The organism is Mesorhizobium sp. Primo-A (assembly GCF_003997175.1).
GTDB classification, from domain to species: domain Bacteria; phylum Pseudomonadota; class Alphaproteobacteria; order Rhizobiales; family Rhizobiaceae; genus Mesorhizobium; species Mesorhizobium ciceri.
Map to the genome: position 1 here is coordinate 96,526 of NZ_RZTG01000014.1, position 21,296 is coordinate 117,821.

General features: G+C 64.6%; 20 protein-coding genes. 8 read left to right on the forward strand and 12 right to left on the reverse strand.

The window, feature by feature from the left end:
• Positions 1 to 7 precede the first annotated feature (7 nt).
• Complete coding sequence (locus EOC83_RS32885; RefSeq protein WP_164746448.1) at positions 8 to 157, reverse strand: hypothetical protein; 150 nt, start codon at positions 155 to 157, stop codon at positions 8 to 10.
• A 198-nt stretch (positions 158 to 355) separates the two neighbouring features.
• Here EOC83_RS32885 and EOC83_RS24990 point away from each other — a divergent pair, with 198 nt between their 5' ends.
• Together EOC83_RS24990 and EOC83_RS24995 are read left to right on the forward strand one after the other, a co-directional pair.
• A complete protein-coding gene (locus EOC83_RS24990) occupies positions 356 to 2,230 on the forward strand; it encodes a DEAD/DEAH box helicase (RefSeq protein WP_063169562.1) in 1,875 nt (624 codons plus the stop codon).
• Between the two features lie 117 nt (positions 2,231 to 2,347).
• Entirely contained in the window at positions 2,348 to 3,058 is a 711-nt protein-coding gene (locus EOC83_RS24995) for a DUF805 domain-containing protein (RefSeq protein WP_063169563.1), read from the forward strand.
• Here the strand turns inward: EOC83_RS24995 and EOC83_RS25000 are convergent.
• From EOC83_RS25000 to leuD, 6 genes are all read right to left on the reverse strand, one after another.
• Entirely contained in the window at positions 3,048 to 3,536 is a 489-nt protein-coding gene (locus EOC83_RS25000) for a GNAT family N-acetyltransferase (RefSeq protein ID WP_063169564.1), read from the reverse strand. The two genes, EOC83_RS24995 and EOC83_RS25000, sit on opposite strands and share 11 nt — an antisense overlap.
• A gap of 4 nt (positions 3,537 to 3,540) precedes the next feature.
• Positions 3,541 to 4,644, reverse strand: a complete 1,104-nt coding sequence (gene leuB, locus EOC83_RS25005; protein WP_063169565.1) for a 3-isopropylmalate dehydrogenase — start codon at positions 4,642 to 4,644, stop codon at positions 3,541 to 3,543.
• A 290-nt stretch (positions 4,645 to 4,934) separates the two neighbouring features.
• Positions 4,935 to 5,285, reverse strand: coding sequence for a VOC family protein (locus tag EOC83_RS25015; RefSeq protein WP_063169566.1), 351 nt, complete (start codon positions 5,283 to 5,285; stop codon positions 4,935 to 4,937).
• Between the two features lie 13 nt (positions 5,286 to 5,298).
• On the reverse strand, positions 5,299 to 5,682 hold the full coding sequence (locus EOC83_RS25020; RefSeq protein ID WP_063169567.1) for a RidA family protein: 384 nt from the start codon (positions 5,680 to 5,682) through the stop codon (positions 5,299 to 5,301).
• A gap of 221 nt (positions 5,683 to 5,903) precedes the next feature.
• Positions 5,904 to 6,833: a hypothetical protein gene (locus EOC83_RS25025; RefSeq protein WP_013528788.1), complete on the reverse strand. Its 930-nt coding sequence runs from the start codon at positions 6,831 to 6,833 to the stop codon at positions 5,904 to 5,906.
• A 69-nt stretch (positions 6,834 to 6,902) separates the two neighbouring features.
• The gene (leuD, locus tag EOC83_RS25030; RefSeq protein ID WP_013528787.1) at positions 6,903 to 7,508 is read right to left on the reverse strand and encodes a 3-isopropylmalate dehydratase small subunit; all 606 of its coding nucleotides are present in this window, start codon (positions 7,506 to 7,508) and stop codon (positions 6,903 to 6,905) included.
• Between the two features lie 128 nt (positions 7,509 to 7,636).
• Here leuD and EOC83_RS25035 point away from each other — a divergent pair, with 128 nt between their 5' ends.
• Positions 7,637 to 8,062, forward strand: coding sequence for a GNAT family N-acetyltransferase (locus tag EOC83_RS25035; protein ID WP_013528786.1), 426 nt, complete (start codon positions 7,637 to 7,639; stop codon positions 8,060 to 8,062).
• Positions 8,063 to 8,138: 76 nt separating this feature from the next.
• Here the strand turns inward: EOC83_RS25035 and EOC83_RS25040 are convergent, their stop codons facing one another.
• Genes EOC83_RS25040 through EOC83_RS25055 form a run of 4 tightly spaced genes read right to left on the reverse strand, consistent with a single transcriptional unit; the run spans position 8,139 to position 13,161 of the window.
• On the reverse strand, positions 8,139 to 9,305 hold the full coding sequence (locus tag EOC83_RS25040; RefSeq protein WP_063169568.1) for an FAD-binding oxidoreductase: 1,167 nt from the start codon (positions 9,303 to 9,305) through the stop codon (positions 8,139 to 8,141).
• 29 nt (positions 9,306 to 9,334) lie between these two features.
• Positions 9,335 to 10,936 (reverse strand): ATP-binding protein, encoded by a 1,602-nt coding sequence (locus tag EOC83_RS25045; RefSeq protein ID WP_063169569.1) that lies wholly within the window; start codon positions 10,934 to 10,936, stop codon positions 9,335 to 9,337.
• Positions 10,927 to 11,619: a response regulator transcription factor gene (locus tag EOC83_RS25050; RefSeq protein ID WP_063169570.1), complete on the reverse strand. Its 693-nt coding sequence runs from the start codon at positions 11,617 to 11,619 to the stop codon at positions 10,927 to 10,929. Before EOC83_RS25050 ends, EOC83_RS25045 begins: the two co-directional genes overlap by 10 nt.
• A gap of 3 nt (positions 11,620 to 11,622) precedes the next feature.
• Positions 11,623 to 13,161, reverse strand: coding sequence for a DUF4173 domain-containing protein (locus tag EOC83_RS25055; protein ID WP_063169571.1), 1,539 nt, complete (start codon positions 13,159 to 13,161; stop codon positions 11,623 to 11,625).
• A gap of 339 nt (positions 13,162 to 13,500) precedes the next feature.
• On the opposite strand from EOC83_RS25055, the gene EOC83_RS25060 reads away from it, so the two are divergent.
• A complete protein-coding gene (locus tag EOC83_RS25060; RefSeq protein WP_063169572.1) occupies positions 13,501 to 14,376 on the forward strand; it encodes a CoA ester lyase in 876 nt (291 codons plus the stop codon).
• Positions 14,377 to 14,427: 51 nt separating this feature from the next.
• On the forward strand, positions 14,428 to 14,634 hold the full coding sequence (locus tag EOC83_RS25065; protein ID WP_013528780.1) for a DUF1737 domain-containing protein: 207 nt from the start codon (positions 14,428 to 14,430) through the stop codon (positions 14,632 to 14,634).
• 187 nt (positions 14,635 to 14,821) lie between these two features.
• Here EOC83_RS25065 and EOC83_RS25070 read toward each other — a convergent pair whose 3' ends face one another.
• A complete protein-coding gene (locus EOC83_RS25070) occupies positions 14,822 to 15,244 on the reverse strand; it encodes a metallopeptidase family protein (protein WP_023763026.1) in 423 nt (140 codons plus the stop codon).
• A 182-nt stretch (positions 15,245 to 15,426) separates the two neighbouring features.
• Here EOC83_RS25070 and EOC83_RS25075 point away from each other — a divergent pair, with 182 nt between their 5' ends.
• The 3 genes from EOC83_RS25075 to EOC83_RS25085 are packed head-to-tail and all read left to right on the forward strand — an operon-like array spanning position 15,427 to position 21,213.
• Positions 15,427 to 16,449 (forward strand): hypothetical protein, encoded by a 1,023-nt coding sequence (locus tag EOC83_RS25075; RefSeq protein ID WP_024504051.1) that lies wholly within the window; start codon positions 15,427 to 15,429, stop codon positions 16,447 to 16,449.
• The gene (locus EOC83_RS25080; protein ID WP_063169573.1) at positions 16,391 to 17,869 is read left to right on the forward strand and encodes a DUF6504 family protein; all 1,479 of its coding nucleotides are present in this window, start codon (positions 16,391 to 16,393) and stop codon (positions 17,867 to 17,869) included. The genes EOC83_RS25075 and EOC83_RS25080 overlap by 59 nt, the downstream gene beginning before the upstream one ends.
• Positions 17,866 to 21,213 (forward strand): error-prone DNA polymerase, encoded by a 3,348-nt coding sequence (locus EOC83_RS25085; RefSeq protein WP_063169574.1) that lies wholly within the window; start codon positions 17,866 to 17,868, stop codon positions 21,211 to 21,213. Before EOC83_RS25080 ends, EOC83_RS25085 begins: the two co-directional genes overlap by 4 nt.
• The last annotated feature ends 83 nt before the right edge of the window (positions 21,214 to 21,296 follow it).

Here is a 21,296-nt window from a genome sequence, read left to right on the forward strand (position 1 = left end):
AAGGGAATCACACCGTTTTGGTGGTGGTTTTGCCAGTTTTCTCGGCCAAGAATGTGGTTTTGCTGAAACGAGGAGATGCGCCGACGCGCCCGGCCCAATGATGTGCATTGAGGCTGGGGGCATCGAATGCAGGAAGAGCCGTCAAAAGGCCGCGCATCGAAACTGTCCCGTTCGGTGCCGGCTTTTACGCGGTTTGCGGCAAGAGTCAATTGCCGAGCGGCGCCTGGTTTTGCGCGCGCCCTGTACAATCGCGGCTGCGCGAAGTACGAACGGCCAAGATTGTTTGGCTGGCGCGAGGCCCGCCCCGGCATGTGCTCCGTGATGAGCGCGGACCCTAAAATTCCGAAAGAGTGAGATGTCCAACTTCGAAGCACTTGTTCCAGCGCTTGCCAGGGCGCTGGAGAAACGCGGCTATTCCGAGCTGACGCCCGTCCAGAAGGCGGTCGTGGCGCCCGAGCTCGGCGAGGCCGATGCGCTGGTTTCGGCGCAGACCGGCTCCGGCAAGACGGTGGCCTTCGGCCTCGCTCTGGCGCCGACCCTGCTTGAGGGCGCGGAGCGCTTCGGCCACGCCGCCGCACCGCTGGCGCTGGCGGTGGCGCCGACGCGCGAACTCGCCTTGCAGGTGACGCGCGAACTGGAATGGCTCTACGAACTGACCGGTGCCACCGTGGCGTCCTGCGTCGGCGGCATGGACATGCGCTCGGAGCGGCGTGTGCTGGAGCGTGGCGCCCATATCGTCGTCGGCACGCCCGGCCGGCTGCGCGACCACATCACCCGGCGCTCGCTCGACATGTCGGCGCTGAAGGCGGTGGTGCTCGACGAGGCCGACGAGATGCTCGATCTCGGCTTTCGCGAAGACCTCGAATTCATCCTCGACGCCGCTCCGGCCGAACGCCGGACGCTGATGTTCTCGGCCACGGTGCCGCGCTCGATCGCCACGCTCGCCCAGGGCTATCAGCGCGATGCGGTGCGCATTTCGGCCGCCGGCGAGGAGAAGCAGCATCTCGACATCGAATATCGGGCGCTGAGCGTCGCCCAGCCCGACCGCGAGAACGCCATCATCAATGTGCTGCGCTATTACGAAGCCAAGAACGCGCTGGTGTTCTGCAACACGCGTGCCGCCGTCAATCATCTGACCGCGCGCTTCAACAACCGCAACTTCTCCGTCGTCGCCCTGTCGGGCGAGCTCAGCCAGAATGAGCGCAGCCATGCGCTGCAAGCGATGCGGGACGGCCGCGCAAAAGTCTGTATCGCCACCGATGTCGCGGCGCGCGGCATCGACCTGCCCAATCTTGAGCTGGTCATCCACGCCGATTTGCCGACCAACCCGGAAACGCTGCTGCACCGCAGCGGCCGCACCGGCCGCGCCGGGCGCAAGGGCGTCAGCGCGCTGATCGTGCCCAACAGCGCCCGCAAGCGCACCGAACGGCTGTTGCAGAACGCCGGCCTCAAGGCGACATGGGCGAGCCCGCCCTCGGCCGACGACGTGATGCGGCGCGACGACGAGCGCATCCTTGCCGATCCGGCTTTCGATGAGCCGGTGAAGGAGGACGAGCGCTCCTTCATCGACGCGCTGCTCGCCAGGCATGGCGCCGAACAGGTGGCCGCTGCCTTCGTGCGCCAGTGCCGCGCCAGCCGCTCGGCCCCCGAGGACCTCATGGAGATCGCGCCCTTCACGCCGTCGCGTGAAAGACCGGCGGGCGAAGGTTTCGCGCGCCGCGACGAGGCGCCCAGCCGCCGCGACGATTTCGGCGACAGCGTCTGGTTCTCGCTGTCGATCGGGCGCCGGCAGAATGCCGAGCCGCGCTGGCTCATCCCGATGCTATGCCGCACCGGCAGCATCTCGAAGCGAGAGATCGGCGCCATCAAGATGCAGCCGGAAGAGACCTACGTGCAGATCGCAGCGGATTGGGCAGACCGCTTCCTGGCCGCGATCGGTCCCGACCGGAAGCTGCAAGGCAACATCCTGGTGAAGCGGCTCGACGGTACGCCCGATCTGTCGCGCGCCGGCTATCAGCCGCCAAGCCCCGACAAGAAGCCGCATCGCGGCAAGGCGCCGTTCGATCCCAACGCGCCGAAGCGCAAATTCGAAAAACGTGCACCGGCAGCAGCCGATCAGCGCCCGACCGCCCCGCATGATGCAAAGCCATGGGCGAAGAAGCCGGGCAAGCCGAAATTCGACACCTCTGGTGCACCCAAGCACAAGAAGGCGAAGAAGCGGCCTTCGTAAGACCGGGCAACGAGCCTCATCCGCCCGCATGACGCCGGCCGCATCCCGATGCGGTCTTGCCCATCGGTTCGGCCATGTGCCACACCTTGGCAGGGACGTGGCAAGTGGGGGTGGCAAATGCGCGGCAAAGTGCTTCATTATGACGAAGTCCAGGGCTTCGGCTTCATCACCGGAGCCGACGGCAACCGCTACACCTTCACCCGCGAAAACCTGCGCCGGGAAACCACTATGCGGAAGGGCGCGGGCGTGGAATTCCAGGCGGGCGGCGGCCAGGCGCGCGACGTCTTTTTGATCGCCGCCGAGACGGCTGCGCCGGCCGGCGACGCTGGTACGAGCGCCGCGCCGACTCAAGCCGGTAACGCACCATCCGCTTCTGCGCCACAGGCCCAGCATTTCGGCCGTTCCTCCGGGCCGGCCGAGCCCACCGATCTCTGGGGCTATTTCTGGCGTGGCGTGACGCAGAACTATTTCAATTTCGCCGGACGTGCCCGCCGCAAGGAATATTGGGGTTATTTCCTGTTCTGGGTGGTCTCGCTGCTTGTCATCGGCGGTATCGGTCTTTTCGCCGACAACGAAATGGGCAATTTCGACAGCAGCGTATCGGCGGCGGTAACCGTCGGCCTTTGCGGCACCTTCGTCCTGGCGACACTGCTGCCCAGCCTCGGCATGACCGTTCGCCGCATCCATGACATCGGCCTCTCGGGCTGGCTTTATCTGGTGGTGCTGATCCCGACCATCGGCAGCCTGATCATCCTGGTCTTCGCGCTGATCCCGACGCAGGCCCGCGAAAACCAGTGGGGACCGGTGCCGGCGGGCGTCAGGGTCTAGGGATGATCGCCTTCAGCGCCTCGCCCGAAAGCCTGAGAAAGACCTTCTGGCCGTGGCGTTCTGCGCCAAGCCGGTCGTAGAAGCGCTGCGCGCCTTCGTTCCAGTCCTCGCTGGTCAGGTCGATGCGGCCGATGCCTTCGCGCAGGCAATGATCGGCGAGAAAGCCGATCAGCGCCCGGCCGACACCAGCGTTGCGGGCTTTGTCGCGCACGAACAGGTCCTTGAGGAACAGCAGCCGCTCGAGATCGATACCGGGATGCGCGATCGCCACCGACGCCAGGCCGCTGACCTCGCCCTCGATGAAGGCGAGCGCGAAATGCGGATAGGCCGGGCTTTCCTCGCCAAGCCATTTTCGTGCCGCAGACAGGGCCCGGTCGGCATCGAGAGGCCGTTGCCGATAATGTTCCGCCATCTCGCAAAACATGGCCGCGAGCGTCGTCGCGTCCTCGATCGTCGCCCAGCGGACGTCGACCGTCACGGTATCAGCCCAGGAATTTGGCGATGATCGCGTCGCCCATCTCAACCGTACCGACCTCGGTCATGCCATCGGACATGATGTCTTTCGTCCGCAGGCCCGCGTCGAGCACGGCGGCGATCGCGCCTTCGACGCGGTCGGCTTCATCGACCATGCCGAAGGAATAGCGCAGGCACATGGCGAAGGAGGCGATCATGGCGATCGGGTTGGCAATGCCCTTGCCGGCAATGTCGGGCGCCGAACCGTGCACCGGCTCGTACAGCGCCTTGCGCTTCTTGGTCTTGGCGTCAGGCGCGCCGAGCGAGGCCGACGGCAGCATGCCGATCGAGCCGGTCAGCATGGCGGCGATGTCGGACAGCATGTCGCCGAACAGATTGTCGGTGACGATGACGTCGAACTGTTTTGGCCAGCGCACCAGCTGCATGCCGCCGGCATCGGCCAGCATGTGGTCGAGCTTGACGTCGGCATAACGCGCCTTGTGGGTCTGGGTGACGACCTCGTTCCACAGCACACCCGACTTCATCACATTGCGCTTTTCCATCGAAGTGACATGGTTCTTGCGGGTCCGCGCCAGCTCGAAGGCGACGCCCGAAATGCGCTCGATCTCGAACGTGTCGTAGACCTGCGTGTCGATGCCGCGCTTCTGGCCGTTGCCGAGGTCGATGATCTGCTTGGGCTCGCCGAAATAGACGCCGCCGGTCAGCTCGCGCACGATCAATATGTCGAGACCTTCGACCACCTCCTGCTTGAGCGAAGAGGACGCTGCCAGTGCCGGATAGCAGATGGCCGGGCGCAGATTGGCGAACAGCTCCATGTCCTTGCGCAGCCGCAGCAGGCCGGCTTCTGGGCGCACTTCATAAGGCACCGCATCCCATTTCGGACCGCCGACGGCGCCGAACAGCACCGCGTCGGCCGCCATCGCCTTTTCCATGTCGGCATCGGAGATCGCCGCGCCATGCGCGTCATAGGCACAGCCGCCGACCAGCCCCTCATCGGTGGCAAAACCGCTGCCGAGCCTGTCGTTCATGACCGCGATCAGTTTCTTGACCTCGGCCATGGCCTCAGGACCGATGCCGTCACCGGGGAGCAGGAAAAGATGCTTCGTTGCCATGGAGAAACCGTCCTGGAAAGATTTGAACCGCGGCCTTGCTAAACGCCAAGCGAGTTGCATGCAAGCAGGAACGCAGCGATCACGGATAACCCGATTCGTTGGTGATCCGTAGCGCCCCCCTCTGCCCTGCCGGGCATCTCCCCCTCAAGGGGGAGATTGGCAGCATTATCGTTTCGCCTCTTCTTTCTGACGTGGAGATTGGCGAACGCCGAGGCGACATCCAATCTCCCCCCTTGAGGGGGAGATGGCCGGCAGGCCAGAGGGGGGCGCTGTCCCGCCGGCATACGTCATCACTGATGCGAGAGAATGTTGACCAGCCGACCGAACGGATCGCGGACGTAGAAGCGCCGCACGCCCCACGGTTCGTCGGCCGGTCCGTATTCGATGGCAAAGCCCGCCGCCTTCATGGCATCGAGCGCCGCATCCACGTCGTCGACCTCGATGGAGAGGTCGGGCACCGGCGTGCCGGAACCGCCTTGCGCCATGAAGCTGACCTGGACATCCATCTTTGCTTGCGAGCCGTAGGTTGCGATCCAGCCGAGATCCATCAGCACGTCGAGGCCGAGCACATCGTGGTAGAAACGCTTCGCCGCCGCGACATCCGCTGTCTCGATATTGGCAACAATGCGCTGGACTTTCATCGTCGGTCGCCCTTCAGGCCGTGCGCCGCAGCGCCGTCACCTCGATCTCGATCTTCATTTCCGGTTTGTTGAGTTGGCAGACGATCATCGTCGCTGTCGGCCTGATGTCACCGAACGTCTCGCCGAGGATCGGGAAGACTACATCCACGAAGGCCTGGTCGGTGATGTAGTAATGCGCCCGCACCACGTCAGCCATCTCGAAGCCGCCGTCCTTCAGCGCCTTGCCGATCGTCGCCAGGCAATTGCGCGTCTGCGCCTCCACCGTCTCCGGCATCGTCATCGTCGCATAGTCGTAGCCGGTGGTGCCGGACACAAAACACCAGTCGCCCTGCACCACGGCGCGCGAATAGCCGGCGGTCTTTTCGAACGGCGAACCGGTGGAGATGAGTTTGCGCATATGAGGGGCCTTGCTTGGGTTGTCGGCCAGCATTAGCAGGCGGAACGGCGCGGGTCGTGGGCCAAGCCAGGCAAACTGTTATCCCGGAAGCGAAGCGCGAACCTCCGAGATTGGTTGAAGCATCCCTTCCGTCGTCATCCTATGGCGGAGCAAGGAGCGTAGCGACGCGGCGCAGACCATAGGATGACGAAAGCGAGGGGGTGCTGCGCAACGCTAAAGCTTTAATTTGCCGCCCCCAGCGCCTTGTCCAACGCCGCCTTCACATCCGCCGGCCATGTCGCCACATCAGGCCAGGCGTTCGGCTGGCCATTGTCGCCGCGGCGCGCAAAATAGAGCCTGTGCTGGGCCGGGTCGACCGCCATGAAGCCGTCATTGCCGCCGCAATCATGCGGCACGCAGCCGCTGGCGTAGAAGGCGCCCGAAGCGGTCTTTTCGGTGCCGCCGCCGACCAGCAGGCTGGTCGCCATGTCGGCCATGTCCTTGCCGAGCAGCTTTTCCGCTTCCTTGTAGACGGCCTCATTGTGGAAGGCGTCGATGATGTTCTGGTACTTTTCCGGATCGATGTCCTTCCAGTCCGTGCCGGGTTCCGGCATGTAGGTCAGATTGCCCGAAATCGTCAGCCCGTCGGTCGGCGACCATTGCAAAGCCGGTTTCTCATCCCCCGGCAACAGGTAGGGCACGAAATAGATGGCGTTGTCGGACACCGCCGAGGGCGGGGCGCCGCACTGGTCCTGCTCGACAGTGGTGCTCTGGATCGTGCCGCCTTCCGGCTTCCAGACGATCACCGTCGCCGGCCCGCATTGGTTGCCGCCGTCGCCGACATCGAACAGCGCCACCTTGACGCCGCCGACCTCGACTATTTTGTCGAAGAAGACATCGTAATTGCTGGCCAGCTGCTTGCCGTCATAGGCAAGCACCTTCTCGCCATACTGTTCCTTCTGGGTGATGGTCAGCGTGCCGCCTTCGAATGGCACCGGGGCCTGCTTGTCGTCATCGGAAGCATCGGCGGCGTTCGTCCCCTGATCGGCGGACGGCTGCTCCGTCGCCGGGGCCGGCTGTGTGGCGGGCGTCTGGGTCTGCGCAGACGCGCTGGCGATTTGCCCCAGCAACAAGGCCAGCCCGCAAAGGCCGGCAAGAAGCGAACGTGTCATGACTGTCCCTCCACTCAGTCGCCGCGAACCGGCCCGAAAGGCCAGATCCACCCGTCCGGAGCGCGCCGCTCAGGCCCAGGGGCGCTGTTCGGCGTTGCGCTTCTCGAACGAAGCGATGGCGCCGGCTTTCTCCATGGTCAGGCCGATATCGTCGAGCCCGTTGAGCAGGCAGTGCCGCTTGAAGTCGTCGAGGTCGAATTTGACCACGCCGCCATCCGGCCCACGGATTTCCTTGGCTTCGAGGTCTACCGACACCGTGGCATTGGAGCCGCGCGAGGCGTCGTCCATCAGCTTCTCGAGATCCTCGGGGCTGACGGTGATCGGCAGGATGCCGTTCTTGAAGCAGTTGTTGTAGAAAATGTCGGCGAACGAGGTCGAGATGACGCAGCGAATACCGAAGTCGAGCAGCGCCCACGGCGCATGCTCTCGGCTGGAGCCGCAGCCGAAATTGTCGCCGGCGACCAGGATCTGCGCCTTGCGGTAGGCCGGCTTGTTGAGCACGAAATCCGGGTTTTCCGAACCGTCGTCCTTGTAGCGCATTTCGGCGAACAGGCCGGTGCCGAGCCCGGTGCGCTTGATCGTCTTGAGATAATCCTTCGGGATGATCATGTCGGTGTCGACATTGACGATCGGCATCGGAGCGGCGACGCCGGTGAGCTTGGTGAATTTTTCCATGGTTTTTGCCCGTGTTTTCGTTGCGGGGGAATTTGCTGAGGCCCGGTTTACACAAAGCCGGCGGCAAATAAAAGGCAACTGTTCGTGCATGGTGGCACAAGCCAGCCCGATGGTGCAATCTGGCGGCCATGGCAGAAAACGCACACGTCCTCTACGAAAGAGAACCCGCGCTCGACATCGCCGAATTCCGTCGCGTGCTGGTCGAATCCGGCCTCGGCGAGACACGGCCGATCGATGATGAAGCGCGGCTGCGGGCGATGCTGTCGGGCGCCAATCTGGTGCTGACCGCGCGCCTTGATATTCAGGGCAAGCCGCTGATCGGCGTCATCAGGGCGATCACCGACTTCTCCTGGGTCTGCTACATCTCCGAACTCGCCGTTTCCCGATCGGCACAGGGGCTCGGCATCGGCAAGGGCCTGATGGACGAGGCGCGCCGGCAGCTTGGACCATCGGTCGCCATCAGCCTGATCTCCATGCCCGATGCCGTCGGCTTCTACGAACGTATCGGCATGAAGCGCATGGCCGACGCCTTCTGGTTCGACCGCAAGGGCTGAGGCTCGCTCGAAATACTCTTCCGCAACCGTGGCGATCCTTCGCGCCAGCGTCAAAAAGGACCTTCCCTTCGCCCGCTCAAATCACATTCAATTCCCGGAACGCCCTTCCCTCCGCCACCCGCTCATACCCGAACGCCGAGCAATCCACCGTGCGATAACCGCCATGCACGATCAGCTCGGCCAGCGCTTTGCCCACTGCTGGCGCCTGCTGCAGGCCGTGGCCGGAAAAGCCGTTGGCGAATAGGAAATTGCCGACGTCGGGATGCGGACCGATCACCGCGTTCTGGTCGAGCGTGTTGTAGTCGTAGTGGCCGGCCCAGGCACGGGTCGGCTTGATCGCCTCGAAGGCGGGAATACGGGTCGCCAGCACCGGCCAGATCACCTCTTCGAACAGTGGCCAGTTTACCTCGAAGTCGCCGGGATCGGGTGCGCAGTCGCCTTCCTCCGGTTCGGCGCCGCCGGTGAGGTAGACCGAGCCTTCCGGACGGACATAGATGCCGGAGGGATCGACCAGCAGCGGCATGTCGGCATATTTCTCGCGCGCCTCGAAGACGAAGACATTGCGCTTGCGCGGCTCGACCGGCAGCTCGAGCCCGGCCATGGCAGCCACCTTGCCGGCGTTAGGGCCGGCGGCGTTGACGACGATGCCAGCCTCCAGCGTCTCGCCATTGCCCAGGCTCACTCCCGTGACGCGGTTGCCATCGCGCGCGATGCCGGTGACATCTGCGGCGATGAAATCGACTTTCTTCTGCCGCAGCGCCTTGCGGAACAGCGTCAGCATCGCATGCGCGTCGAACCAGCCTTCGCCGGTGCGGCCATAGGCGCCGGCTGAAATGCCCTCGGTCGACAGCCATGGGAACCGGCGCACCAGCTGATCCGCGTCCTCCAGCACAATGTCGGCGCCCTCGGCCATCTGCGCCTGGTGATTGCTCCTCAGGATCGGCAAGCCGTCCTCGCCGGCAAGGATGAGGTAGCCGCCCTCGCGAAAGCCGATATCGGCGTCATCCCCGAACTCTTCCTTCAGCCGCCGGAACAGCTTCAGCGTGAACTGCGACAGGCGGATGTTTTCCGGGATCGAGAATTGCTGGCGGATCGAGGCCATGGACAGCGTCGTTGCCGCATGCGCGAATTGCGGATCACGCTCGACCAGCGCGATCGTGCCGGAAAACCCTTGCTCACGCAGGTAATAGGCGACCGAGGAGCCGACGATGGCTCCGCCGATGATGACGATGTCGTAGCGCATGTTCTCTCCGATCCGGCCGATAGTGTCCTTCACGCCACCGGCAGAATGACCTCGAAGCGCGTGCCGCGCTCGCTGTCAACCAGCGCGATCATACCATCATGCGCTTTCAGGAGGGCCAGCACGATGCCAAGCCCCATGCCGGTGCCGCCCTGTTCGCGCCGCGTGGTGAAGAACGGCTCGAAAATGCGCGCCCGGTTGCTCGGCGAAATGCCGGCACCGTCGTCGCTGACCAGGATGCTCGCCTTGCCGCCGGCGCTCGTAGCGGAGACAGAAACCTGCGTCGCGCCATGCCTGGCCGAATTGTCGATGAGATTGGCCAGCACGATAGCCGCGTTCTCGGCCGATATGCGCAATCTGATGTCGCCGCCGGCCCCGATGCTAACCGTGAGCCTGCTATCGACGGGCAGCAGCGACAGTGCCGCACCGAGCGATGTGCTTTCGCCGCTCGGCGCCAGGTTTTCGGCGCGCGCCAGGTCGAGCAGGCGCCGCACCAGCAGATTGAGCCGCCCCGCATCGGTGACGATATTGTTGGAGAAACGCCGCCGCTCCGCATCGTCCATCGCGCCACCGGAATCGCGCAGCAATTCGGCCGCGCCCTGGATCGCCGTCAGCGGCGATTTGAGCTCATGCGAGACATGTGTGGCGAAAGTCTGGACCGAGTCCGACCGTGCCTGAAGCTTCTCGGCCATGTCGAGGAAGGCTGCGGACAGCTCCGCCATCTCTCGCGTGCCGTGGTGGTCGAGCGGCCGGATCGCCGTGCGGTCGCCGGCGGCGATGCGCTCGGTGCGGTCGATCAGCGCATAGATCGGCCGGCTGACGGTGCGCAGGAAGATGAGACCGATGAGCAGCGTGCCGCCGAGAATGGCGATCGCCGCCAACGTCACCTTGCCGCGTTCGCCATAGAGATGCTTGATGATGTTGTTGGGCGTCCGCGACACATAGACGACGCCGGCGACCTGGCCGTCGACAGCGACCGGCAGGGCGACGAAGACACGCACCTTGGTGCCGCGGCTGACCGAATAGAGCGGTGGCGTCGGCTGGTCGGGAATGCGCAGCCTGAGCGCGCTGGCATAGTGGCCGGCAAGTGCTGTGCGCACCTCTTCGACCGCACTGAGCGACTGGCCGACCTCGCCGCGCCCGGCAATGACGACGCCCCGGGGGTCGAGCAGCCGGAAGCCGGCCAACGTGGTTTTCTGGGTGGCGTCGAGGATGCCGGACAGGCGCGCGCCGATCACCGCGAAGGCGGGATCGACGATCACCGGCATCGCCGCCGGCCGGGTCGGCAGGACATAATCCGAGGCAAGATCGAGCTGCGGTTCGATTGGCCTGTAGAGCGGGTCCGGATTGACGCTGCGGCTTGAATCCCCACTTGGCTCCGGCATCGGCGCACCGAGCTTTTCCGGTGGGATGCCGGCGTCACGTACATCCCGCGCATAGATGGCGGCGATGGCAGCGCCTTGCGCGATCAGCTCCGCCTCGGTCTGGCGGATCAGCTGGTTCTCGTAGAGGCGGAAGAAGAACAGGCCGACCAGTGGCAAGGCCATCACCATGATCAGGATGGCGACGACGACCGTGGCAAGCCGTGGCCGCCATTTGCGGCCGATCCATTTGCTGGAGGCCGTCAGCCGCATCGGCCAAGCCGGAAGCCGACGCCATGCACCGTCTCGATGACATTTGGGCAACCCACGGCTGCCAGTTTGGCGCGGATGTTGCGGATGTGGCTGTCGACGGTGCGGCCGGCGACGTGGATGTTTGCGGCATAGGCGCTGGCCGTCACCGCGTCGCGGTCGAGCACATGCGCCGGCCGCGCCAGGAACCCCTTCAGGATCGAGAACTCTATTCCTGTCAACGATAACGGCTTGCCGTCGAAGCTGGCGGTATGGCTGGCCGGCGCCAGAGCCAGTTTGCCATGCGAAAACTGCCTGTCGTCGGCCGGTTCGGGCACCGCCGGGCGGGCGCGCCGCAGGATGACGTTGACGCGGGCAACCAGCTCGCGCGGGCTGAATGGTTTCGTCACATAGTCGTCGCCGCCCATTTCGAGCCCGAGGATGCGGTCGATCTCCTCGTCGCGCGCAGAGAGGAACAGCACCGGCACATCGGATATGTGCCGCAGCCGCCGGCAGACCTCCAGCCCGTCCATTTCCGGCATGCCGATATCGAGCACGACGAGGTCCGGTGCCCGGCGGCCGATTGCCTGCAAGGCGGCGGCACCGTCGGCCACCCCTGTCGTTTTCATGCCGGCCTTCTCCAAGGCAAAGCAGATCACCTCGCGGATGTGCGGGTCATCGTCGGCGACGAGGATGTGATGCGGCATGGATCAGCGGCCCGGCATGGAAGGTTCGATAGCGGAGGGAATCACGAACGGCTCCTTGGTGTCGAGATATCGAAGCAGCCGCCAGTCGCGAAAGCTCCAGGCCCGCCAGTTCTGCTGGATAGTTCGATACCAGATTTCGTCGCTGCCGCGCACGCCGGCCAGTTCGCGGACAGTGCCGGCGGCCGCCGTCTTGCCCTGGTGCTCGAGGAAGCGATCAAGCGCGGGAAACGCGCCCGGACCGAGCGAGTGAAGATACCAGGCGTCTAGGGGAATGCCCTGGCCGGTCATTTCGAGGGAATGGTCGACATTGTAATTGGCGATCGTTGCTGCGAAATTGATGAAACAGCCGGCATAAAGCGTCAGGGATAACGTCAGAAGATTGGCGGACAGCAGCCATTCGTTGGATTTTCTAAGCGCGATGCGGGCAATGATCAGGGCAAGGCCTGCTGCCACCAGCCCCATCCAGACAAAGGCGGCGACGCGCCAGTAGGTCAATGCATAGATGCCGACATAGAGGTCGAGCCGCAGGATCGACGAGATGACCAGCATGATGTTCTGCGCCACCCAGACATAGACCAGCCGGCGGATCAGCGGATCGGCCGAGGTTTCGCTGCCGGGTCGCAGCGCTGCCAGCACGAAGCCGGCGGCAAGCAGTGCCGTGACGATCAAGGGATAGGCGCCACGATGCGCGTAGGAGGCGTAGCTCAGCCCATCGGGAAGCGCTGCCCCGCCCCACAGATAGGCGGCGTCGAGCGCCGTCTGCAGCGCAAACAGGATGTTGAAGACGATCAGGGCGCGCAGGATGGCGGCCTTGCCGAACAGGATGTCTTCGATGGTGGTGGCGGTTTTGCCGGCTTGAGCGCTGACCGCCGGCAACGCGCGCGGGATGCGGCGAACCAGGCGCGGCATGCGCGGTCGCAGAAAAGCCCAGACAGCGGCGAGCACGAACAGCCAGAAGGCAATCCGCGCCAGCTGGATAAGATCGAGCAGCCTCACGAGATCGATCAGCGACAGCCAATAGTCGATGACCGGATTGGCGGCACCGAACAGCGCCAGGAAGACCGCGCCCAGCGTCAGCGGCATCACCCAGACGGCGATCGCCGCCAGCCGGATGCGGCGCCCACCGAACCGCCGCGCCGTCCTCCGCCAGCGGATGAAATCAATGACGAAGCGGAACGGCGCCGCCAGCCCGAACAGCACGATCTGCCCGGCAATGCGGGCGATGCTGTGCCGCAGCCGACCGCTCAACGAAAGCGCGAAGACGGTCAGCGCCGCCAGCGCGATCGAGACCGACAGGGTGCTGACATTTTCAGCCAGCGGCAGCAGCGGGACAAGCAAGGCGATGGGCTTGAGCCAGACCCGGCCGTCGTTGAAGGCGGCCGGGTGCACAGCGACGACCGCCGCGGCAATCAGCAGGGCGAACAGGAAAACCGTGATCCCGGCGGGCTGGCCATAGAACAGAAAATCCGCGAGCGCTGCCAGCAGGATGGCGACACCGAAACGGCTGCAATAGCTCGGCGCGGCGGAGAACAACGCTGTCATGACCTGGCTTTCCTGATGGCTTCCAGCCGAACCGTTGGCGGGCTTCTGCGGACAAAGGGAATGAGGGTTGCGACGGGACACGCGCGCGGCGGATCGGCCAGCCACCAGCCCTCGCTCCGCAGTCGGTGAGGCAGGGACCAACGGGGCTTTGCTCGCTTGTGCATGCCGCTTGTCTCGCAAGCGGGCGGGGAAAGGGCAGGGCGGATCCGAGGAGGTTTTCCGCAGGCCCGTGCAGTTTTCGTGCAGGGGTAAACGCTGCCGATCTCCCCCCTCGTGGGGGAGATTGGTAGCTTCATGCCCCGACTTGCCTCACCCGCCCACAAGCGGCATAGATCATCCATGGAAACCTATCGCCCGCGCCGCTCCGTGCTCTACATCCCGGCCTCCAGCGACAAGGCCTTGGCCAAGATCGCGCAGCTTGCCTGCGATGCCATCATCATCGACCTGGAAGACGCCGTCGCTCCGGCCGACAAGATCGCCGCCCGCGAAAAACTGGCCGGCATTTTCGCCGGCCATTCCGAGAGACGCTGCGAGATGATCGTGCGCATCAATGCGATATCAGGCGAATGGGGCGCCGACGACCTGCTGGCTGCCGCAAGCTGCGAACCCGACGGCATCCTTCTGCCCAAGGTCGACACGCCGCGCGACCTGCTCGCGGCCGGCGACGTGCTCGACGATAATTTCGCTCCCCACAGCGTGAAACTATGGGCGATGATCGAGACGCCCAAGGCGCTGCTCAACATCGGCGCCATCGCCGAACTTGGCCGCGATCCGGCCTCGCGGCTCAATTGTTTCGTTGCCGGAACGAATGATCTGGTCAAGGAGACCGGCATTCTGGCGACGCCTGACAGGCGCTACCTCGTGCCATGGCTGATGCAGATGGTGCTGGCCGCACGCGCCGGCGGCATCGACATGCTCGACGGCGTCTCCAACGATTTTCGCGACCTCGACGCTTTCGCCCATGAATGCGCGGAAGCCGCGGCCATGGGGTTCGACGGCAAGAGCCTCATCCACCCGGCCCAGATCGAAGCCGCCAACCGCGCCTTCGTGCCGTCCACGGAAGCGGTGGCCGAGGCACGCTCGGTGAAGGAAGCCTTCGCGCTCGCCGAGAATGCCGGCAAGGGCGTGATCGCGCTGAACGGCAGGATGGTCGAGCGGCTGCATCTGGCGAAGGCCGAAAAACTGCTGGCGAAGGCAGCCGCCATCGGGTCATAAATGCTCGATGGATGCGAGCGGGCTACAGCTACTCACGACAGGAATTGAACAATGAAACTCTACCGCTTTCTGTCCGCTCCGGACGATGCCAGCTTCTGCCACAAGGTGACAGCGGCGCTGAACAAGGGCTGGCATCTGTTCGGCTCGCCGACCTATGCCTACGACAAGAAGGCCAAAGCGATGCGTTGCGGCCAGGCCGTGGTCAAGGATATCGACGGTCAGGAATACGGGCCCGATACCAAGCTGAGTGACTGGTAGATTTGAAAAGCTCCGACGCAGGGTGTGTTGAGATTCAGGTCAGGCCGAGTCGAAAATGGTGGTTTCCGAGAACCGGAGCGGAGCGTACTTTTGGGTACGTGAGCACCGTTCTACCGCGACGCGGTAGAGCGGGGAAGCGCAGGAAGCCATCATTTGCAGGCCGGCATCACCTGAATATCAGCGCACCCTACTCCGCCGCCTCTTCGATCTTCTCCATATCATCGTCCGACAGGCCGAAATGGTGGCCGATCTCGTGGATCAGCACGTGGGTGACGATGTCGCCCAGCGTCTCTTCGTTCTCGGACCAGTAATCGAGGATGGCGCGGCGGTAGAGCGTGATGCGGTTCGGGCCTTCCCCGGTCTGCGGGTTCCAGCGCTCGGCGATGCCGCGTCCCTCGAACAGGCCGAGCAGGTCGAATGGCGTTTCCAGCGACAGATCGTCCATGATTTCGTCGGTCGGGAATTCGGCGATCTGGATGACGATCTCGCCGGTCAGCTTGCGAAAATCCTCCGGCAGATGGGCGTACGCCTCCAGCGCCAGGAACTCCATTTCGTCCATCGAGGGCGAGAGTTCGTCGTGCCAGGTGCGGGTCTTGTAGATGCGGGCCATGCTTTATCCTTTGATCCCGGCATATAGGCTTTCGCACCGGAATCGGCAAATGAACGGGCCGATGCGCCTGCGCCATCCCTGCAGAGAGGAATAAATTCCCCATGACTCTGCTTGACTCTTGGGATGCGCTCTGGAATCTATAGGAACATAACAGGAACAATTGTGAGTGGAAGCTGACCGTCATGGCGATGACCGCCGTGGCGCGGGAGACTGTTTTTGCCCTGCGCCGCCAGATCGCGAAAATCGAGGGAACGCTGCCCGAGCGCTTGGCTGCGCCGGCAGCCGCACCCTTTGATGCTGACGTCAACACTGATCTCACAATCGTCCGGCGTGGCATTGCCGCGGCGTTGCCGGATGCGTTCCTGCCTATCGGCGTCGGGCGCCTCGATGCCGCCCTGAGCGGCGGGCTGCCGAAGGCCGCCCTGAGCGAAATCCATGGGCTTGAAACCCGCGATGCCGGGGCCGTCGCCGGCTTCGCTTTGTCGCTCACCAGCCTGATCCTCAAGCAAACGCCGGGGCTGCCGGTGCTGTGGATCGGCACATCGGAGATTTTTCGCGAGGCCGGCTTTCCCTATGCCAGGGGGCTTCACGCCTCGTTCGGCATCGAGCCGGAGCAATTGCTGTTTTCCGAGGCGCCAAGGCTCGTCGATGCGCTGTGGGTCGCCGAGGAGGCGGCCCGGATGACGGCGCTCGCCGCCGTCATCCTGGAAATCCGCGGCAATCCGCAGCGGCTTGACCTGACCGCGACACGCCGGCTGCATGCAAGGGCGCAAGCGGCCGGCCGGCCGGTGTTCCTGCTGCGGCAGGCGGCTGGGCCCGAACCGACGGCGGCACCCGTCCGCCTCATCGTCGCCTCGGCGCCGGCGGTGCCGCGCGACACCATCGCCGGGCCGCTGGCCGGCTCGATCGGCCGCCCGGCCTTCACCCTCACCATCGGCAAGAGCCGCACGGCCCTGCCTGGACAATTCACACTGGAGTGGAACCCCGATGAACGCGCATTCGACGAAAGAGCGGGCGAGGCAAGAGACCGGGCAAAGAATCCTGTCCCTGTGGTTTCCCTATCTGGCGGCGGAAAGGATCCTGCGCCAGCGTCTGGGGCGGTCCTGGCGTTCCCGGTCGTCGGATCACCCATCTCACCCGCCGCTCGTGATCAGCCATCGCGACCGCAACGCACAGCGCATCTCGGCCCTCGACGAGCGGGCTGAGGCGCTGCACCTGAAGCGCGACATGGGCATCGCCGATGCGCGCGCCATGCATCCGTCGATCGACGTCGTCGAGGCCGATCCGGAAGCCGATCGCCGCCTGCTCGAAGGCCTCGCCGACTGGTGCGACCGCTACACCCCGCTGGTGGCGCTGGACGGGGCAGACGGCCTGTTTCTCGACGTCACCGGCTGCACCCATCTGTTCGGCGGCGAGCGCGCCATGCTGGACGACATCCTGTCGCGCTTCTTCCATCAGGGTTTCGATGTCCGCGCCGGGCTTGCCGCGACGCCGGGTGCGGCCTGGGCGGCGGCACGCTTTTGCGGCGACCGCATCGTTGTGTCAGGCGAGGAGGAGGCGCTGCTGGCGCCCCTGCCGCTGGCCGCGCTGCGCATAGAACCTTCGACCCGCACCAGCCTGGAAAGTGTGGGCCTGCGCACGGCGGGCGCCGTCATGGCGGCACCGCGCGCGCCGCTCGCCCGCCGCTTCGGCGCCCTGCTGCTCCTGCGCCTCGACCAGGCGCTTGGCCGGCTCGACGAGGCGGTGTCGCCGCGCCTGCCCGTCGCGCCGCTTTCGGTCGAACGCCACCTCGCCGAACCCGTCACCCTGACCGAGGACATCGAACGGCTGGTGGGCATGCTGGCGGCGACCTTGAAGACCGACCTCGAGCGCCGCGGCGAGGGCGCCCGGACGCTGGCGCTGCTGCTCTTTCGCGTCGACGGCGCCGTCAGCCGCATCGCGCTCGGTACCTCGCGGCCGATGCGCGAACCCATGCTGATCCAGAAACTGTTCCATGAAAGGCTGGCCGCGCTCGAACAGGATATCGATGCCGGCTATGGTTTCGATCTGGTGCGGCTCTCGGTGTTGGCATCAGCCACCTTCGACATGCAGCAGGCCGATCTTGCCGGCGAGGTGACCGACGACGGCGCCGATATCGCGCTGTTCGCCGACCGCATCCGCGCCCGGCTCGGCGATGGCGCGGTTCTCCGGGCAGTCGCGGTCGAAAGCCATCTGCCGGAGCGTGCCGTCGCCACCATCCCCTTCACCGACGCGCCGTGCCGGACCACGCCGCCGAAGAAGCCGGACAGGCTGCAGGCACCAAAAACCATATTTCCGCCGGAACGACCGATCCGGCTGTTCCGCTCGCCCGAACCCATCGATGTGCCGGCCACCGAAATGCCGGAAGGACCGCCGCTGAACTTCCGCTGGCGGCGCGCGCTCTACCGGGTCAAGCGCGCCGAAGGGCCGGAACGCATCGCCGCCGAATGGTGGCGGGAAGCGCCAAGCGACGAGGCGGCATCGACGCGCGACTATTTCCGCATCGAGGATGCCGACGGCCGCCGCTACTGGCTCTACCGGCAAGGCCTCTACGGCGGCGCCTCGCAAGTCCCGCCGCGCTGGTTCCTGCATGGAGTCTTCGCATGAACGCGCTGACCGTCATTCCCTATGCCGAGTTCGGCATCCAGTCGAATTTCTCCTTCCTGCGCGGCGCCTCCAAGCCGGAGGAGCTGGTGGTCGCGGCCAAGCTCCTGGGCTTCTCGGCGATCGGACTTGCCGATCGCAACACGGTGGCCGGCGTGGTGCGCGCCTGGCAGCAGGCCAAGGTCGAAAAACTCTCCTATCACCCCGGCTGCCGGCTGGTTTTTGACGACGGCACGCCGGACATCCTCGCCTATCCCCAGGACCGCAAGGGCTGGGGGCACCTCTGCCGCATGCTGACGCAAGCCAATCTGCGCGACGAGAACGAAAAAGGCGCCACCCTTCTCCAGCGCGGCGACCTGCTCGAATGGGGTGACCTGATGTCGCTGGCGGTCCTGCCCGGTCTGTCGACGGGGGCGCAAGACAGTCTTGCCTTGCTTGGTGAGCTCAAGGGCCGTTTCGGCAGGAACCTGCGGCTTGGCGTTTCGCCCGACTACGCCGGCAATGACCGTTTCCGCATCGAGCAGGCGGCAGCACTTGCCGAGAGCGCCGGCATTCCGCTGATGGCGACCAACGACGTTCTTTATCACACCGCCGAACGGCGCCCGTTGCAGGACGTGCTGACCGCGATCCGCCTCAACACGCCCGTTGCCGAGGTCGGGCTACAACTGGCCGCCAATGCCGAGCGCCATCTGAAGCCGCCGATGGAGATGGGCCGCCTGTTCCGCCGGCACCCGCAGGCGCTGGCCGAGACGCTGCGATTTGCGCAAGAGCTGACTTTTTCGCTCGGCGACCTCCAGTACAACTACCCCGACGAGCCGACGGAATCGGGTCTTGGTCCACAGGCTGAGCTGGCGCGACTGGCGCGGGAGGGAGCGGCGAACCGCTATCCGGCTGGTGTGCCGGATTCCGTGACCAAGCGCATCGAGGAAGAGCTCGCTTTGATCGAACGCCTCAACTATGCCCGCTATTTCCTGACTGTCTACGACATCGTCAAGTTCGCGCGCAGCAAGGATATTCTCTGCCAGGGACGTGGATCAGCCGCCAATTCGGTCGTCTGCTTCTGCATCGGCATCACCGAAGTGGGGCCGGAAAAAATCGATTCGCTCTTCGAGCGCTTCATTTCCGAGGAGAGAAACGAGCCGCCGGATATCGACGTCGATTTCGAGCACGAAAAGCGCGAAACTGTAATCCAGTACATCTACGAGAAATACAGCGGCAAGCGCACGGCACTTGCCGCCGCCGTCATCAGCTATCGCGGCCGTTCGGCGCTGCGCGAAGTGTCGAAGGCGATGGGCCTGTCCGAGGATGTCAGGGCATCGCTTTCCGGCTCGATCTGGGGTTGGTCGACATCGGAGCTTGGCGAGAAGGAAGCCCGCGCCGGCGGCCTCGACCGCACCGACCCGGTGTCGGGGCACGTGATGGAGCGTGCCAATGAGATCATGGGCTTCCCCCGCCATCTCTCCCAGCATGTCGGCGGCTTCGTCATCACCAGGGACCGGCTCGACGAGATTGTGCCTATCGTCAAGACGGCGATGGACGAGCGCAAGATGGTCGAATGGGACAAGGACGATCTCGACGCGGTGAAGATCTTGAAAGTCGACGTGCTGGCGCTCGGCATGCTGACCTGCCTGCAACGCGCCTTCACCTTGCTCACGGATCACTATCCTAATGCGCGGGATGATTATGGGCAGCCCTATGTGTTGGCCACCCTGCCGCCGGAGGACAGGCAGGTCTACAAGATGATCTGTCGCGCCGACACGCTCGGCGTCTTCCAGATCGAATCGCGGGCCCAGATGTCGATGCTGCCGCGCCTCCAGCCGAAAACCTTTTATGATCTCGTCATCGAGGTGGCGATCGTTCGGCCGGGCCCGATCCAGGGCGACATGGTCCATCCCTATCTGCGCCGCCGGCAAGGCAAGGAACAGGCCGAGTATCAAAAGCCGGAGCTGGAAGCGATCCTCAAGAAAACGCTTGGCGTACCGCTGTTCCAGGAACAGGCGATGAATATCGCCATCGTCGCCGGCGGTTTCAAACCGGGCGAAGCCGATGAACTGCGCCGCGCCATGGCCACCTTCAAGCGCACCGGCACCATCGGCAATTACCGCGACCGTATGATCAATGGCATGGTCGGCAAGGGCTACACGAAGGACTTCGCCGAGCGCTGCTTCAAGCAGATCGAGGGCTTTGGCGAATACGGCTTTCCTGAAAGCCATGCTGCTTCCTTCGCCCTGCTCGTCTATGCCTCCTGCTGGTTCAAGACCTTCTATCCCGACGTGTTCTGCGCCGCGATCCTGAATTCGCAGCCGATGGGGTTTTACCAGCCGGCCCAACTCGTGCGCGACGCAAGCGACCATGGCGTCGACATCCGCGACGTCGACGTCAATTTTTCGGTGTGGGATTGTACGTTGGAAAAGGCGCCATTCGATCCGGCCCGCATCCTGCCACGCCATGCCGAAATGCGCGGCGTCATCGAGACAAATCATGCGCTGCGGCTCGGCTTCAGGCAGATCAAGGGCCTGTCGAAGGAGCGCATGGAGGCTTTCGTCGAGCGGCGCGGCTCAGGCTATGTATCCGTCAGGGATGTCTGGCTGCGCTCCGGCCTCGATGTCGGCGAGATCGAAAAACTGGCGCAGGCCGATGCCTTTCGCTCGCTCGGTCTTGACCGTCGCGAAGCCCTGTGGGCGGTGCGCGCGCTCGACGGCAAGAGCGCCGCCGAAAGACTGCCGCTGTTCGACCAGCCGGCGCTTCGCCTGCGCGAGCTGGAACCGGAGACGAGGCTGCCGAAAATGCCGCTCGGCGAGCATGTCATCCACGATTACCGCGCGCTCGGCCTGTCGCTGAAGGCGCATCCGGTCGCCTTCCTGCGCGAGCGGCTCGACCGCGCCGGCGTCATCCCGAATGCGAATCTTCCTTCCGTGCGCGACGGCAGGCGCGTCTCGGTCGCCGGCCTCGTGCTGGTGCGGCAGCGCCCCGGCAAGGGCAATGCGATCTTCCTGACGCTGGAGGACGACAAGGCGGTGGCCAACATCATCTTCTGGCAAAGAACCTTCGACCGCTATCGGCCTATCGTCATGGGGGCCCGGTTCGTCAAGGTCACCGGGAAATTGCAGTCGGAATCGGGTGTGGTCCACATCGTTGCCGAGAAGATCGAGGATCTGACGCCCTGGCTGACCGTGCTTCTGGAGAAGGTCAGCGAGACTGCACCAGTGGTTCCTCCGAGAGACCTCGCCAAGGACGGTTCGGATCGCTCCAGCCCCGCCAAACAAAGCGCGCCGATCCGGCAGGATCTCGCAACGCTGTCGGAAGAAGCGGAACAGGTCATGCCCAAGGGGCGGAATTTTCAGTAGGCAAGGCCATGCCAAGAGCGGAACGAAAGCGGACGTCGGCGATCCTTCGCGCCCCCTCTGTCCTGCCGGCCTATTGGGTACAA

Excerpts from the sequence above, each read along its gene's own strand:
- EOC83_RS25040 (WP_063169568.1), bottom strand. The coding sequence starts at position 9,305 with ATGCGCTACGACATCGTCATCATCGGCGGAGCCATCGTCGGCTCCTCG.
- EOC83_RS25065 (WP_013528780.1), top strand. The coding sequence starts at position 14,428 with ATGAAACTCTACCGCTTTCTGTCCGCTCCGGACGATGCCAGCTTCTGC.
- EOC83_RS25020 (WP_063169567.1), bottom strand. The coding sequence starts at position 5,682 with ATGCGCAAACTCATCTCCACCGGTTCGCCGTTCGAAAAGACCGCCGGC.
- EOC83_RS25050 (WP_063169570.1), bottom strand. The coding sequence starts at position 11,619 with ATGCCGCATCACATCCTCGTCGCCGACGATGACCCGCACATCCGCGAG.
- EOC83_RS24990 (WP_063169562.1), top strand. The coding sequence starts at position 356 with ATGTCCAACTTCGAAGCACTTGTTCCAGCGCTTGCCAGGGCGCTGGAG.
- EOC83_RS25055 (WP_063169571.1), bottom strand. The coding sequence starts at position 13,161 with ATGACAGCGTTGTTCTCCGCCGCGCCGAGCTATTGCAGCCGTTTCGGT.
- EOC83_RS25070 (WP_023763026.1), bottom strand. The coding sequence starts at position 15,244 with ATGGCCCGCATCTACAAGACCCGCACCTGGCACGACGAACTCTCGCCC.
- EOC83_RS25085 (WP_063169574.1), top strand. The coding sequence starts at position 17,866 with ATGAACGCGCTGACCGTCATTCCCTATGCCGAGTTCGGCATCCAGTCG.
- EOC83_RS25015 (WP_063169566.1), bottom strand. The coding sequence starts at position 5,285 with ATGAAAGTCCAGCGCATTGTTGCCAATATCGAGACAGCGGATGTCGCG.
- leuD (WP_013528787.1), bottom strand. The coding sequence starts at position 7,508 with ATGGAAAAATTCACCAAGCTCACCGGCGTCGCCGCTCCGATGCCGATC.
- EOC83_RS25075 (WP_024504051.1), top strand. The coding sequence starts at position 15,427 with ATGGCGATGACCGCCGTGGCGCGGGAGACTGTTTTTGCCCTGCGCCGC.
- EOC83_RS32885 (WP_164746448.1), bottom strand. The coding sequence starts at position 157 with ATGCGCGGCCTTTTGACGGCTCTTCCTGCATTCGATGCCCCCAGCCTC.
- EOC83_RS25060 (WP_063169572.1), top strand. The coding sequence starts at position 13,501 with ATGGAAACCTATCGCCCGCGCCGCTCCGTGCTCTACATCCCGGCCTCC.
- leuB (WP_063169565.1), bottom strand. The coding sequence starts at position 4,644 with ATGGCAACGAAGCATCTTTTCCTGCTCCCCGGTGACGGCATCGGTCCT.
- EOC83_RS25035 (WP_013528786.1), top strand. The coding sequence starts at position 7,637 with ATGGCAGAAAACGCACACGTCCTCTACGAAAGAGAACCCGCGCTCGAC.
- EOC83_RS24995 (WP_063169563.1), top strand. The coding sequence starts at position 2,348 with ATGCGCGGCAAAGTGCTTCATTATGACGAAGTCCAGGGCTTCGGCTTC.
- EOC83_RS25045 (WP_063169569.1), bottom strand. The coding sequence starts at position 10,936 with ATGCGGCTGACGGCCTCCAGCAAATGGATCGGCCGCAAATGGCGGCCA.
- EOC83_RS25025 (WP_013528788.1), bottom strand. The coding sequence starts at position 6,833 with ATGACACGTTCGCTTCTTGCCGGCCTTTGCGGGCTGGCCTTGTTGCTG.